This window comes from Blautia glucerasea, from assembly GCF_013304385.1.
Taxonomy (GTDB): domain Bacteria; phylum Bacillota; class Clostridia; order Lachnospirales; family Lachnospiraceae; genus Blautia_A; species Blautia_A ammoniilytica.
In genome coordinates this window covers 38,708-51,926 of the sequence record NZ_JAAITU010000002.1, presented here as the reverse complement: position 1 = coordinate 51,926, position 13,219 = coordinate 38,708, and the positions used below count along the sequence as shown (strand labels likewise).

At 45.0% G+C, this 13,219-nt stretch carries 14 protein-coding genes; 13 read left to right on the top strand and 1 reads right to left on the bottom strand.

Translation table 11 applies throughout. The annotated features are described in order from the left end of the window. The first annotated feature begins 141 nt into the window (after window positions 1–141). From G5B11_RS01340 to rpsA, 4 genes are read left to right on the top strand one after another with little or no spacing between them, the layout of a single operon-like run. Complete coding sequence (locus G5B11_RS01340) at window positions 142–1,374, top strand: NAD(P)/FAD-dependent oxidoreductase (protein WP_173726599.1); 1,233 nt, start codon at window positions 142–144, stop codon at window positions 1,372–1,374. A 40-nt stretch (window positions 1,375–1,414) separates the two neighbouring features. Beyond that, window positions 1,415–2,086 (top strand): (d)CMP kinase, encoded by a 672-nt coding sequence (cmk, locus tag G5B11_RS01335; RefSeq protein ID WP_158420343.1) that lies wholly within the window; start codon window positions 1,415–1,417, stop codon window positions 2,084–2,086. Further along, complete coding sequence (ispH, locus tag G5B11_RS01330; protein ID WP_173726598.1) at window positions 2,086–2,952, top strand: 4-hydroxy-3-methylbut-2-enyl diphosphate reductase; 867 nt, start codon at window positions 2,086–2,088, stop codon at window positions 2,950–2,952. Before cmk ends, ispH begins: the two co-directional genes overlap by 1 nt. Continuing rightward, window positions 2,933–4,021 carry a 30S ribosomal protein S1 gene (rpsA, locus tag G5B11_RS01325; protein WP_158420345.1) on the top strand — a complete coding sequence of 363 codons (1,089 nt, stop codon included), beginning with the start codon at window positions 2,933–2,935 and terminating at the stop codon, window positions 4,019–4,021. Before ispH ends, rpsA begins: the two co-directional genes overlap by 20 nt. Window positions 4,022–4,223: 202 nt before the next feature. Here rpsA and G5B11_RS01320 read toward each other — a convergent pair whose 3' ends face one another. Then, window positions 4,224–5,243, bottom strand: coding sequence for a ribonuclease H-like domain-containing protein (locus tag G5B11_RS01320; protein WP_158420346.1), 1,020 nt, complete (start codon window positions 5,241–5,243; stop codon window positions 4,224–4,226). A 121-nt stretch (window positions 5,244–5,364) separates the two neighbouring features. Between G5B11_RS01320 and G5B11_RS01315 the strand changes: the two genes are divergently transcribed. From G5B11_RS01315 to ruvB, 9 genes are all read left to right on the top strand, one after another. Continuing rightward, window positions 5,365–6,237 carry a putative ABC transporter permease gene (locus G5B11_RS01315; RefSeq protein ID WP_330603024.1) on the top strand — a complete coding sequence of 291 codons (873 nt, stop codon included), beginning with the start codon at window positions 5,365–5,367 and terminating at the stop codon, window positions 6,235–6,237. A 27-nt stretch (window positions 6,238–6,264) separates the two neighbouring features. Next, window positions 6,265–7,581 (top strand): electron transport complex subunit RsxC, encoded by a 1,317-nt coding sequence (rsxC, locus tag G5B11_RS01310; protein ID WP_173726596.1) that lies wholly within the window; start codon window positions 6,265–6,267, stop codon window positions 7,579–7,581. A 14-nt stretch (window positions 7,582–7,595) separates the two neighbouring features. After that, window positions 7,596–8,576 (top strand): RnfABCDGE type electron transport complex subunit D, encoded by a 981-nt coding sequence (locus tag G5B11_RS01305; RefSeq protein ID WP_158420349.1) that lies wholly within the window; start codon window positions 7,596–7,598, stop codon window positions 8,574–8,576. Further along, window positions 8,569–9,195, top strand: coding sequence for an RnfABCDGE type electron transport complex subunit G (locus tag G5B11_RS01300; RefSeq protein ID WP_173726595.1), 627 nt, complete (start codon window positions 8,569–8,571; stop codon window positions 9,193–9,195). The genes G5B11_RS01305 and G5B11_RS01300 overlap by 8 nt, the downstream gene beginning before the upstream one ends. Continuing rightward, window positions 9,195–9,917 carry an electron transport complex subunit RsxE gene (gene rsxE, locus G5B11_RS01295; protein ID WP_158420351.1) on the top strand — a complete coding sequence of 241 codons (723 nt, stop codon included), beginning with the start codon at window positions 9,195–9,197 and terminating at the stop codon, window positions 9,915–9,917. The genes G5B11_RS01300 and rsxE overlap by 1 nt, the downstream gene beginning before the upstream one ends. After that, on the top strand, window positions 9,914–10,489 hold the full coding sequence (gene rsxA, locus G5B11_RS01290; protein ID WP_158420352.1) for an electron transport complex subunit RsxA: 576 nt from the start codon (window positions 9,914–9,916) through the stop codon (window positions 10,487–10,489). Before rsxE ends, rsxA begins: the two co-directional genes overlap by 4 nt. 12 nt (window positions 10,490–10,501) lie before the next feature. Further along, a complete protein-coding gene (locus G5B11_RS01285) occupies window positions 10,502–11,293 on the top strand; it encodes an RnfABCDGE type electron transport complex subunit B (RefSeq protein WP_173726594.1) in 792 nt (263 codons plus the stop codon). A 183-nt stretch (window positions 11,294–11,476) separates the two neighbouring features. Beyond that, window positions 11,477–12,085 (top strand): Holliday junction branch migration protein RuvA, encoded by a 609-nt coding sequence (gene ruvA / locus G5B11_RS01280; protein WP_158420354.1) that lies wholly within the window; start codon window positions 11,477–11,479, stop codon window positions 12,083–12,085. A gap of 24 nt (window positions 12,086–12,109) precedes the next feature. Then, a complete protein-coding gene (gene ruvB, locus G5B11_RS01275; protein ID WP_158420355.1) occupies window positions 12,110–13,114 on the top strand; it encodes a Holliday junction branch migration DNA helicase RuvB in 1,005 nt (334 codons plus the stop codon). Window positions 13,115–13,219 lie beyond the last annotated feature (105 nt).

The following is a 13,219-nucleotide window of genomic DNA, read 5'->3' as shown; positions in this document are numbered from 1 at the left end:
TTGCAGATTGATAAGGGGGTGGGGTATAAGCAGGCATAAGTTTGCAGGCTTATACAACAACCCCTTATTTTTATAGGTAGTGATGGTTCCAACAGGCAATATCATCATACTGAGACACAGAAAACAGAAAGTTGGGAATTTATGAGCAGAGTTTTGATCATAGGCGGCGGTGCTGCAGGGATGATGGCAGGCGTTCATGCCGGAAGACTGGGGCATCAGGTTCATATCCTGGAAAAAAATGAAAAACTAGGGAAAAAATTATATATTACAGGAAAAGGCAGGTGTAATGTTACAAATAACTGTGATGTGGAAGAGCTTTTTCCTGCAATGATGAGTAATGGAAAGTTTCTGTATAGCGCATTTTATACTTACACCAATCAGGATGTATATACCTTCTTTGAAGAAGCTGGGGTGCCTTTAAAGGTAGAACGGGGAGGCAGGGTTTTTCCTGTGTCCGACCATTCTTCAGATATTATCCGAGCCCTGGAAAAAGAACTGAAAAAAGCAGGCGTACAGATCCATTTGAATACGAAGGTAAAAGAACTGCAGTTTCAGGATGACCATGTGAAAGGCGTGATCCTTGATCATGGGAAAGTATTGGAAGCAGACGCAGTGATTATTGCTACAGGAGGCCTATCTTACCCGGCTACCGGTTCCACAGGTGATGGGTATCGCTTCGCGAAAGATGCAGGACATACCATTGCCAGACTTTCCCCATCACTTGTTCCACTGAAGACCAAGGAAGATTATATTCCCATGATGCAGGGGCTTTCCTTGAAGAACACACAGCTTACTGTGAAATCAGGGAAAAAGGTGGTTTACCAGGACTTTGGGGAGATGATGTTTACTCATTTTGGCGTAACCGGCCCTATGATTCTTTCCGCCAGTGCGCATCTGGGCAGATATCTGGACAAGGGAGAAGAACTGAAAGGATATCTGGATCTGAAGCCTGCCCTTTCAAATGAGCAGCTGGATGCCAGAGTTCTCCGGGAATTTGAAGGTGGACAGAACCGACAGTTTAAAAATGTGATCGGGCATATGTTTCCTTCTTCCCTTACCCCTGTTATGCTGCTTCTTGGCGGGATTCCGGGAGATAAAGTGATCCATGATATATCCAGGGAGGAAAGGATGCATTTTGAAGAGGTAGTGAAAGCATTTCCTTTTACCATAACCGGTATGGGTGAGTTTAAGGAGGCAATCATCACCAGAGGCGGCGTTTCTGTAAAGGAGATAGTCCCACAGACAATGGAATCAAAGAAAATGAAAGGCTTATATTTTGCAGGAGAGGTACTGGATCTTGATGGCATAACCGGCGGCTACAATCTGCAGATCGCCTGGTCTACCGCTTATCTGGCAGCACAGGCCATCCCGTAAAATTGAATGAATTAGATGGTTACAAGGAGGGAACTTGAAAATGGGTTTTAATATAGCCATTGACGGCCCGGCAGGTGCCGGAAAAAGTACAATTGCCAGGGCTGTGGCAAAAGAGCTTTCTTTTATCTACGTAGATACAGGAGCTATGTACCGGGCTGTAGCATTATATCTTATGGAGCTTGGTATCACTGCTGAGCAGAAAGACCAGATCAGTGAAAAATGCCAGGATGCCCATGTTTCTATCCGTTATGTGGATGGGGAACAGCAGGTATGGCTGAATGACAGGGATGTGAGCAGCCAGATCCGTAAAGAAGAAGTGGGTAATATGGCTTCTGTGGTTTCCGCAGTCCCGGCAGTACGCCAGCATCTGTTCCAGCTTCAGCGTTCTCTGGCAGCAGAGAATAATGTGGTTATGGATGGAAGGGATATTGGTACTACCATACTTCCGGATGCACAGGTAAAAATCTTCCTTACTGCCAGCGTAGAAACACGAGGGAAAAGACGTGCCCTGGAGTTGGAAGCCAAGGGAGAAAAACACAGTATTGAAGAAATCTGCCAGGATATCCGCGACAGGGATCACAGGGATATGACGCGGGAAATCTCACCCCTTCGTCAGGCTGAGGACGGAGTGCTTGTGGATTCCTCAGATATGACCATTTCTCAGGTGGTACAGCGGATCCTGGATATTTACCGGGAAAAGGCGGAAGACTAATGAAAGTAGTAACTGCAAAGACAGCAGGCTTTTGTTTTGGCGTGCAAAGGGCTGTTGATAAGGTATATGAGCTGATCAGCCAGAATGTGGCACCGATTTATACTCTGGGACCGATCATCCATAATGAGGGTGTGGTGGAAGACCTGGAGAAAAAAGGAGTCCAGGTGATCCAGGAAGACCAGCTGGAGACGATTCAGGAAGGAACTGTGGTGATCCGATCCCATGGTGTGGGGAAGAATGTATACGACAGGATCAAAGCACAGGGGCTGGATTATGTAGATGCCACCTGTCCTTTTGTACTGAAGATCCATCGGATCGTAGAGAGAGAAAGCCTGGCAGGATCACAGATCGTGATCATTGGTGATCGTGAGCATCCGGAAGTGCAGGGGATCTGCGGCTGGTGCACAGGACCTTTCACCGTGATCCGCAACAAGGAAGATGCAGATCAATTTGTACCAGTTATGGGTAAAAAGATCTGTGTTGTGTCTCAGACGACATTTAATTACAACAAATTTAAAGATTTAGTTGAAATTCTTAGGAAAAAGAGGTATGATAATACTGTTTTAAATATTCTCAATATTTTAAACACTATTTGTAATGCTACCGAAGAACGGCAGAAAGAAGCAAAACACATAGCCGGAGAGGTAGACACTATGCTGGTTGTTGGCGGCCGACATAGTTCCAATACTCAAAAGCTGTTTGAAATATGTAAAAAGGAATGTGAAAATACTTACTATATACAAACACCTGTAGACTTGGATTCTGAAATGTTCCAATGCAGTAGTTATGTAGGTATTACAGCAGGGGCTTCCACCCCAAAGAAAATTATTGAGGAGGTTCAAGAACATGTCAGAATTAAGTTTTGAACAAATGCTGGAAGATTCCGTAAAAACTATTAGGAATGGAGAGATTGTACAGGGTACTGTCATTGATGTGAAAGAGGACGAGATCATTCTGAATATCGGCTATAAAGCAGACGGTATCATTACAAAGAGCGAGTACTCTAATGATGCAAATGTTGTATTAACAGAAGTTGTTCATCCAGGTGATACAATGGAAGCAAAGGTACTGAAAGTTAATGATGGTGAAGGTCAGGTTATCCTCACATACAAGAGACTTGCAGCAGAGAAAGGCAACAAGCGCCTTGAAGAGGCATTTGAGAGCCAGGAAGTTCTCAAAGCACCTGTAACACAGGTACTTGATGGCGGTTTATGCGTGAATGTTGAGGAGACAAGAGTATTTATTCCTGCCAGCCTGGTATCTGACACATATGAGAAGGATCTGTCCAAATATGCAGGACAGGAGATCGAGTTTGTGATCACTGAGTTTAATCCTAGAAGACGTCGTATTATTGGTAATCGCAAGCAGCTTCTGGTTGCTGAGAAGGCTCAGAAACAGAAAGAGCTTATGGAGAAGATCCATGTTGGCGATAAGGTAGAAGGCGTTGTTAAGAATGTTACAGATTTCGGTGCATTTATTGATCTTGGCGGAGCTGACGGACTTCTTCACATCTCTGAGATGTCCTGGGGCAGAGTTGAGAATCCTAAGAAAGTATTCACAGTTGGAGAGAAGCTGACTGTTCTGATCAAAGATATCAATGGTGACAAGATTGCCCTTTCTCTGAAGTTCCCTGAGGAGAATCCATGGCTTACAGCAGATGAGAAATTTGCAGTAGGTAATGTAGTAACTGGCAAGGTTGCACGTATGACAGACTTTGGTGCATTTGTTGAACTGGCACCTGGTGTTGACGCTCTTCTTCATGTATCACAGATTTCCCGTGAGCATGTTGCAAAGCCATCTGATGTATTATCCATCGGTCAGGAGATCACAGCAAAGGTTGTTGATTTTAATGGCGAGGACAAGAAGATCAGCCTTAGCATGAAAGCACTTGAGAGCGCTGCTCCTGCAGAGGAGGAAGAGCCGGTAGAAGAATAATCTATCTGCTGCTGCCAGGCAAGTTGCTTGGGACGAAGCAAACAGTATCGATCATTTGACACTGATGCTTTGCTCATACAAAGAGATTAATACAAAGAAATAATTAACCGCAGTTAAATCAATTGAGTGTTCATCTGGTTTGACTGCGGTTTTTGTATGGCTTTTTGCATGATCAAAGAGAATTTGTAAGCGTTATTCTGCATTAATGAATGGTTTGAATGATCCAGGGCAAAGTGTGCTCCAGGTATTTTTTCTGAATGGCCGGATCTGTAAGAAAAGCGCCTGTGCAGTCAAACCAGGTATAACAGTTGTTTTTGGTGGCTGGCTTTCGCAAGCTTTTGTCCATAAAGCGGGTCAGGCTTTTAGGCATTATGGTATCTTCTCCTGGAATATAATCATATTCCTTGTAATTCATATAATATTGTCTGGCTTTGCCCTGATAAGTATTTATCAGGATACGAACTTTTTTCCCTTCTCCTGTTATATAAAAATCCTGAATCCTGTTGGAAAAGGCAACAGGAAGGGGATAAGGAAGCTCAAGCGAAAGGATAAGATTGTCCGATGTACAGGTAAGATCCGTGCATGTGTATCTGCCATCAAGAAGACAGAGATAGGCCATCATTTCATAGACGCGGCCAAGTCCGAGAAGGTCTTCCTGGTTGTGTCCAAGCAAAGAGGAAAGAAGTGCCGGATCCTGGTTTTTGATGTAATCTTTGTATAAATGGATACATTCTCCTCCGTTACAGTACTGTCTGGCGGAAATACCAAGGAAATTTTCCATCTGCTCCTGCTTCATGCCAGGAAGCTTCAGAAGGGCTTTCACAGGCTTTAATTTCTTATATAGATCAACAGAAGAAAGTTCTGTAAAAGGATTTTCCATCTGATGGGCTGCCAGCCGTGCTTCAAGATAAGGCTGGTCAAATTGATCCCCATTATACTGGATGGAGCAGGTAAAAGGCTTAAGGAAGGATGAAAAAGCAGTGAGAATTTCTTCTTCCTGCTGTGGAGATTCGCCCATCCACTGACACATCTGCCAGGTTTCACCAGTATAATAGATAACTCCGATCAAATATAAAAAAGTGGAATTTCGTGATAGTCCGGTGGTTTCGATATCATAAAAAACAGGGTTGAAATCAGAGGTTTGACTGGTTGAAATTGATAATTTTCTGACACACTCAAAGTCTGGAAAACCTTGTAAAATCGGCATTTTTTTAACAATCATTGATCTCGTTCCTTTTTATGTATTTTTATTTATTATATACAAATTTTTTTGAAAATGGTAGTGAATTTTTTCATAAAATGAGTTATAGTAATAAAAAGATAAAGTTGTGAAAGGGGAGCATATGTGGAGTTTGACAATTAGAGGCATAGACATGTATCATCTTGTCAGCTGGTTTTTTATATACAGCTTTTTGGGCTGGCTTTGGGAGACCTGCTATGTGTCTGCAAAGGAAGGGGAATGGGTGAACCGTGGTTTTATTAATGGCCCTTTTTGTACGATTTACGGATGTGGTGCCCTGGCTGTTTATCTGGTGCTGTATCCGTTTCAGGAGAATCTGCTGATTCTGTACTTTGGAGGCGTTATCGTGGCTACTGCCCTGGAGTATGTAACTGCTGTGCTGATGGAGAACATTTTCCATACTTCTTGGTGGGATTATAGCGATAAGAAGTTTAATTTCCAGGGTCGGATCTGCTTGGGAGCTTCCGTCGGGTGGGGATTTTTTACAGTGGGGTTATTTAAGATCCTTCATCCGGCAGTAGAGAAGATCGTTGCTCTTTATCCTCAGAGGGTGGGAGAGATTGTGATTTATGTGATCGTAGTTGTATACGCAGTGGATTTTTGCTTTTCTGCAGCAGCAGCCTTCCATTTGCGAGATCGCATTCCGGCATGGGAGCAGGCTCTGGAGCAGATGCAGGGAGAACTTTTGCTGAAAGGCAGGCAGAAGATGGATGCCTTGGAAGAGTCTATGGGGGTTACAAGACAGGCACTGAAAGAGAAAATATCCTTAAAGCCGGATTATCCGGCAGTACTTGTGGAGCTTGAGAAGAAAAGGGCTGCCATCATGGCTGACGTCAACAAAGAGCTTCGGAAATACAAAGAAAGTATGGCCGGTAAATTTGGTCATAATATAAAACGTTTCGTGAAGTCATATCCGAATCTGAACAGAGGTTACAAGCTGCACAGAAAAGAACGGCAGGAACACGAAGCTAAATAAAATAAACTGGAGGAGGCAATAAAGAGTATGGGATTTTTAACCTTTAAAGGCGGCGTGCATCCTTTTGACGGAAAAGACATGTCAAAAGAATGTCCTACAGAAAAGTATCTGCCTAAAGGAGAACTGGTATATCCGGTTTCCCAGCATATCGGTGCACCGGCCAAGCCGCTGGTAACTAAGGGAGATCATGTGCTGGCAGGTCAGGTCATTGCTGAAGCAGGCGGTTTTGTATCTGCCCCTGTGCATGCATCCGTATCCGGTACAGTAAAGGGGATTGAGCCACGGTTGACCTCGACTGGTTCTATGGTCAGTTCCATTATCATTGAGAATGACGGAGAATATAAAGAAGCAGAATTCGTGCCAGCCAGACTGGAAGATCTGTCCAGAGAAGAGATCCTGGACAGGATCCGTGAAGGCGGTGTTGTGGGTATGGGCGGTGCAGGCTTTCCCACCCAGGTCAAGCTGTCTCCTAAGGATCCTGATAAGATCGAATATATCCTGGTGAACGGGGCAGAATGTGAGCCTTACATTACCAGCGATTACCGCAGGATGATGGACGAGCCGCAGAAGGTGGTGGACGGGCTGAGGATCGTGCTTACCCTTTTTGAACATGCCAAGGGCTGCATCTGTATTGAGGATAATAAGCCAGACTGCATCCGGAAGATGAAGGAGTTGGTACAGGATATTCCCCGGATCGAAGTAAAAGAGCTGATGACAAAATATCCTCAGGGCGGTGAGCGTACTTTGATCTATGCAGTGACTGGCAGAGAGATCAATTCTTCCATGCTCCCGGCAGATGTGGGGTGTGTGGTTGATAACGTAGAGACCATGGTAGCTATCTCTAATGCTGTACTGCTGGGACGCCCGGTTATGAGCAGGATCATTACCATTACCGGTGACGGTATCAGCCATCCTGCACATTATGAAGTGCTTACCGGTACCAATGTGGAGGAGCTGGTGCAGGCAGCCGGAGGTTTAAAAGACAATGTTAAAAAAGTGATCAGTGGTGGTCCAATGATGGGATTTGCCATGTTTGATTTGCATGTACCCTGTACAAAGACAAGCTCCGCACTTCTTTGTATGGCAGAGGATCCTGCTTTCGAATCAGAAGCTACTGCATGTATTAACTGCGGACGCTGCGTAAAAGTCTGTCCCGGGCATGTAATGCCTTCAAGGCTGGCAACACTTGCAGAACATGGGGATCTGGAAGGCTTCCAGAAGATGGATGGTATGGAATGCTGTGAATGTGGATGCTGCAGTTACATTTGTCCTGCAAAACGTCCGCTGACCCAAAGCATTAAGTCCATGCGTAAGATTGTTCTTGCAAACCGTAGAAAGAAATAGAGGGGGCATACATTATGGGAGAAATGTTACATGTGTCATCCAATCCTCATGTAAGAGACAGGATGACAACAGCAAAAATAATGCAGATGGTATTTGTGGCACTGCTTCCGGCAGCTGCAGTAGGTGTATGGAATTTTGGACTTAGGGCTCTCCTTGTGCTGTGTGTGTCTGTTTTATCAGCAGTCTGTTCAGAGTGGGTTTACGATCATTTCATGCATAAACCTAACACAGTAAAGGATTGGAGTGCAGCTGTTACAGGACTTTTGCTTGGCATGAATATGCCGGTTTCCATTCCTTTATGGATACCGGTGCTTGGAAGTGTTTTTGCAATTATTGTTGTAAAGCAGCTGTTTGGAGGATTAGGACAGAACTTTATGAATCCTGCTCTGGCTGCCAGATGTTTCCTGTTGATTTCTTTTTCTGCAAGGATGACAGACTTTTCTGTTTCAGACAGTTTTAAGGGAGTGGTAGATACTGTGACAGGTGCTACACCACTGGCAGCATTAAAGGATCATGGGTTTGTTTCTGGGTCTGTTCCTATCAGGAATCTTTTTGTGGGAAATATCCAGGGAACCATTGGCGAGACTTCTGCACTGGCGATCCTTTTGGGCGCAGTGATCCTTCTTACCTTTAAGGTGATCGATCTGAAGATCCCGCTTACATATCTGGGTACATTTTCTGTTTTTGTAGTCCTGTACCTTTGCTTTTCAGGAAAGGGCTTTGATATGAATTATCTGCTTAGTGAACTGTTTTCCGGCGGTTTGATGCTAGGTGCATGGTTCATGGCAACTGATTATGTAACATCACCGATCACGCAAAAGGGGCAGTATGTATACGGTATCTGTCTGGGTATTGTTACTGGTGTGTTCCGCCTGTTTGGCGCTTCAGCAGAGGGTGTTTCCTATGCGATCATTTTCTGCAATCTTCTTGTGCCGCAGATCGAACGTTTTACCTGTCCTACCGCCTTTGGAAAAGGAGGGAAAAAACATGAGTAACAGAATCGTAAAAGATGCCATTGCCCTGACTGTGATCACACTGATCTCAGGTCTTCTCCTGGGATTGGTTCATGATATTACTGCGGATCCTATTGCAAAGCAGGAAGCCAAAGAAAAGTCAGAGGCCTATAAAGCTGTTTTTGCAGATGCAGCTTCTTTTGAAACTTTAACCGATACAGAGAATCCGGATCTGGAAGCTTATCTGGATGATCAGGGATATCCAGGTGAAAGCATCAACGAAGTGATGCTTGCAAAGGATGATTCAGGTAATGTCCTTGGTTATGCGTTTACCATTACCACATCTGAAGGATATGGCGGAGATATTAAATTTGCTATGGGAGTAAAGGACGATGGTACTATGACTGGTATTTCCTTCCTTTCTATCAGCGAGACTGCCGGCATGGGTATGCGTGCAGATACGGACAACTTTAAAGACCAGTTCAAGGACAGAAAGACAGAGAAGATCACATATACCAAGACCGGAGCAGCCGGGTCTGATCAGATCGATGCATTAAGCGGTGCTACTATTACTACAAATGCCATGACAAACGGCGTAAATGCCGGACTGTGTGCTTATCGTTATGAGATGCAGCTGGCAGGAGAGGGGGACAATCAGTGATGAAACAGAATTCGCCTTCAGAACGGCTTTATAACGGAATCATAAAAGAAAACCCTACATTTGTGCTGCTGCTGGGCATGTGTCCAACACTGGCAATCACCACCTCAGCTGTAAATGGTATTGGTATGGGGCTTACCACCACAGTGATCCTGGCGGCCTCCAATCTGATGATCTCCCTTCTGCGTAATTTCATTCCAGACAGAGTCAGGATGCCCGCATATATTGTTGTAGTTGCTTCTTTTGTTACAATTGTTCAGATGCTTCTCCAGGGCTTTATACCAACCCTTTATTCTTCCCTTGGTATTTACATTCCGCTGATCGTGGTAAACTGTATCATCCTTGGAAGGGCAGAGGCCTATGCGTCCAAGAATCCGCCGGTTGCATCCCTTTTTGACGGCATTGGTATGGGACTTGGTTTCACGGTAAGTATTACCTGCATCGGCGCAGTGAGGGAGCTGATCGGCGCAGGTGCTCTTTTCGGACATCAGATCATCCCACTGGCAGATGCGGCAGGTAAAGGCGGCTATCAGCCGGTTACCATCTTTGTTCTTGCACCAGGTGCATTTTTTGTACTTGCAGCCCTTTCGGCCATCCAGAATAAATTTAAGATTGGTGCTGCAAAGCGGGGAATCGATCCAAGTAATTCCGGTTCTGGATGCGGCGGCGGATGTGCTGCCTGCGGCAATACCATGTGCAGTGGGAAGGGAGGCAAAGAATCATGAAAGAAATGCTTTTGATCATTGTAAGTGCAGCGCTTGTTAATAATGTGGTACTTAGCCAATTCCTTGGGCTTTGTGCATTCCTTGGTGTGTCCAAGACTACAAATACAGCTGCAGGAATGGGCGGCGCTGTTATTTTTGTTATCACATTGTCTTCCTTTGTTACAAGCCTGATCTACAAGTTCATTCTTGTACCGCTGGATCTGACCTATCTGCAGACCATCGTATTTATCCTGATCATTGCAGCACTGGTACAGTTTGTGGAGATGTTTCTGAAAAAAAACATGACGGCCCTCTATAAGGCACTAGGTGTGTATCTTCCGCTGATTACTACCAACTGTGCAGTTCTTGGTGTGGCCCTGATCAATGTACAGAAGGATTACGGGATCCTTCAGGGAACTGTAAACGGATTTGCCACTGCAGTGGGATTTACGATCTCCATTGTACTTATGGCCGGTATCCGTGAGAAAATTGCATATAACAACATTCCAAAGTCATTCCAGGGCTTTCCTATCGTGCTGATCACAGCCGGTCTTATGGCCATTGCATTCTTTGGATTTTCCGGACTGATTTAAGGAGGGTGTAAGATGAATATTGGGGCGATTGTAACAGCAACTGTACTCGTTGCCCTTGTTGGCCTTTTTATTGGTATTTTCCTTGGGGCTGCAGGGAAGAAGTTTGCTGTGGAAGTAGATGAAAAAGAAGTTGCGATCCGGGAGGCCCTTCCTGGGAATAACTGTGGTGGATGCGGATATCCGGGCTGTGACGGTCTTGCAGCTGCCATTGCAAAAGGAGAGGCACCAGTGAACCGTTGTCCGGTAGGCGGCGAACCGGTAGGCAAGATCATTGCCGGTATTATGGGACAGGAAGCGGGAGAAAGTATCCGCCAGACTGCATATGTAAAGTGCAAAGGTACCTGTGATAAAACAAAGGATTATTATCAGTATACCGGCGTGGAAGACTGCGAGATGATGGCTTTTGTGCCAAATGGTGGCGCTAAGATGTGCACTTATGGCTGCCTTGGCTTTGGAAGCTGCGTAAAGGTCTGTCCTTTTGATGCTATCCATGTGATCGATGGTGTGGCAGTGGTGGATCGGGAAGCCTGTAAAGCCTGTGGGAAGTGTGTGGCAAAGTGTCCAAGACATCTGATCCAGCTGATTCCATACGAACAGCAGATCTTTGTGGGATGCAGTTCCCATGCAAAGGGTAAAGCAGTAACTTCTGCTTGTGATGTAGGCTGTATTGGCTGTAAGAAATGCGAGAAGACCTGCCCGAATGGAGCTATCACTGTAACAGATTTCTGCGCACAGATCGATCCTGACAAATGTACGGGATGCGGTCAATGTAAAGAAGTCTGTCCAAGAGGGATCATCCGGTAATCCTAACAAAATAGCTGTAACATGAAAGACCGTCCTGCTAAGCTGTGGGGCGGTCTTTCATATGAATTCAGGGATTGAGGAACTTGAGGCAGATTTGTCTGCTTTGTTTTATCGAATGGATGTTTGCACTTTTTCCTGACCTGTGGTATGATAAAACAAATTTATGGATTTAAGGAGTACTTCATGATTTCATTTGTTAAGGGAAAAGCAGCAGATATGACAGAAACATCTGTGATCCTTGAGAATCATGGCATTGGCTATGAGATCTTTATGACAGGAAATGACCTTTCCAGGATCCATATGGGTGAAGAATATAAAATACATACGTATTTCCAGGTGAGGGAAGATGCTATGGTTCTTTTTGGATTTCTTCAGAAAGATGATCTTTCTATGTTCAGGCTTTTGCTTGGGGTGAATGGCATTGGCCCCAAGGGAGCTTTGGGAGTTCTGTCCGGCCTGTCTGCAGATGAACTAAGATTCGCCATTCTGGCAGATGATGCCAAGACTGTTTCTAAGGCTCCTGGCATCGGGAAAAAGACTGCCCAGAAACTGATCCTGGAACTTCGTGATAAGTTAAGCCTTGAAGAAGCCTTTGAACAGAAGCTGTCCCATGAGACCGCAGGGATAGTGGTATCCTCAGACGGCATGACGGATGCCAAAAGAGAAGCGGTAGAAGCATTGACAGCCTTGGGATACAGCAGCACAGAGGCTTATGCGGCAGTGCGATCTGTTGCAGGGGTGGATCTGGAGAATGTGGAAGAGATTCTGAAAGCAGCTCTTAAGAATTTCTGACGTCAGATAAGGGGAATATAAGAAATGGAGAACAGGATCATTACCACAGATGTAACAGAAGAAGATTATACGCTAGAAGGAAGCCTTCGTCCAAGGACCCTGGAGGAGTACATCGGACAGGAAAAAACCAAAAATACCCTGCGGATATACATAGAAGCAGCAAAGCAAAGACATGATGCTTTGGATCACGTATTGTTTTACGGTCCTCCGGGACTTGGAAAGACTACACTTTCCGGTATTATTGCCAATGAAATGGGCACCCACCTGAAGGTGACGTCAGGGCCGGCTATTGAGAAGCCGGGTGAGATGGCGGCTATACTGAATAATCTTCAGGAAGGGGATGTATTGTTTGTAGATGAAATCCACAGGCTGAACCGGCAGGTGGAGGAGGTTCTTTATCCTGCTATGGAGGACTTTGCCATTGATATTATGATCGGTAAGGGGGCGTCGGCCAGATCCATCCGTCTGGATCTTCCCAGGTTTACACTGGTAGGAGCCACCACAAGGGCAGGCCTTTTATCGGCACCTTTACGGGATCGTTTTGGGGTGGTGCATCATCTGGAGTTTTACAGCCAGCAGGAGCTGACAACTATTGTAATTCGTTCTGCACAGGTACTTGGAGTAGAAATTGATCCAAAGGGAGCTGCTGAGATTGCCAAGCGATCCAGAGGTACTCCCCGTCTTGCTAACCGCCTTTTGAAAAGGGTCAGGGATTTTGCTCAGGTAAAATATGACGGAAGGATCACACTGGAAGTGGCGAATTTTGCACTGGACTTGTTAGAAGTGGATTCCTATGGACTGGATAAGCTGGATCGACGGATCCTTCAGACTATGATCCGTAATTTTCAGGGAGGTCCTGTGGGTCTGGAAACACTGGCAGCAGCCATAGGAGAAGATGCAGGTACACTGGAGGATGTATATGAGCCTTATCTTCTGCAGAATGGATTTCTTGGAAGAACCCCAAGAGGGCGTATTGCAACTGCCGCAGCTTATGAACATCTGGGGTATCCCATACCATCCGAAAAATAATGCTATACATTTTTACACATTTCGATTATAATAGAACGGCAGAAGTGCCAAAAAGAGAAATTATTCCATTTATATTGGTTAAATGATTACAGATAGAAGAAAAGC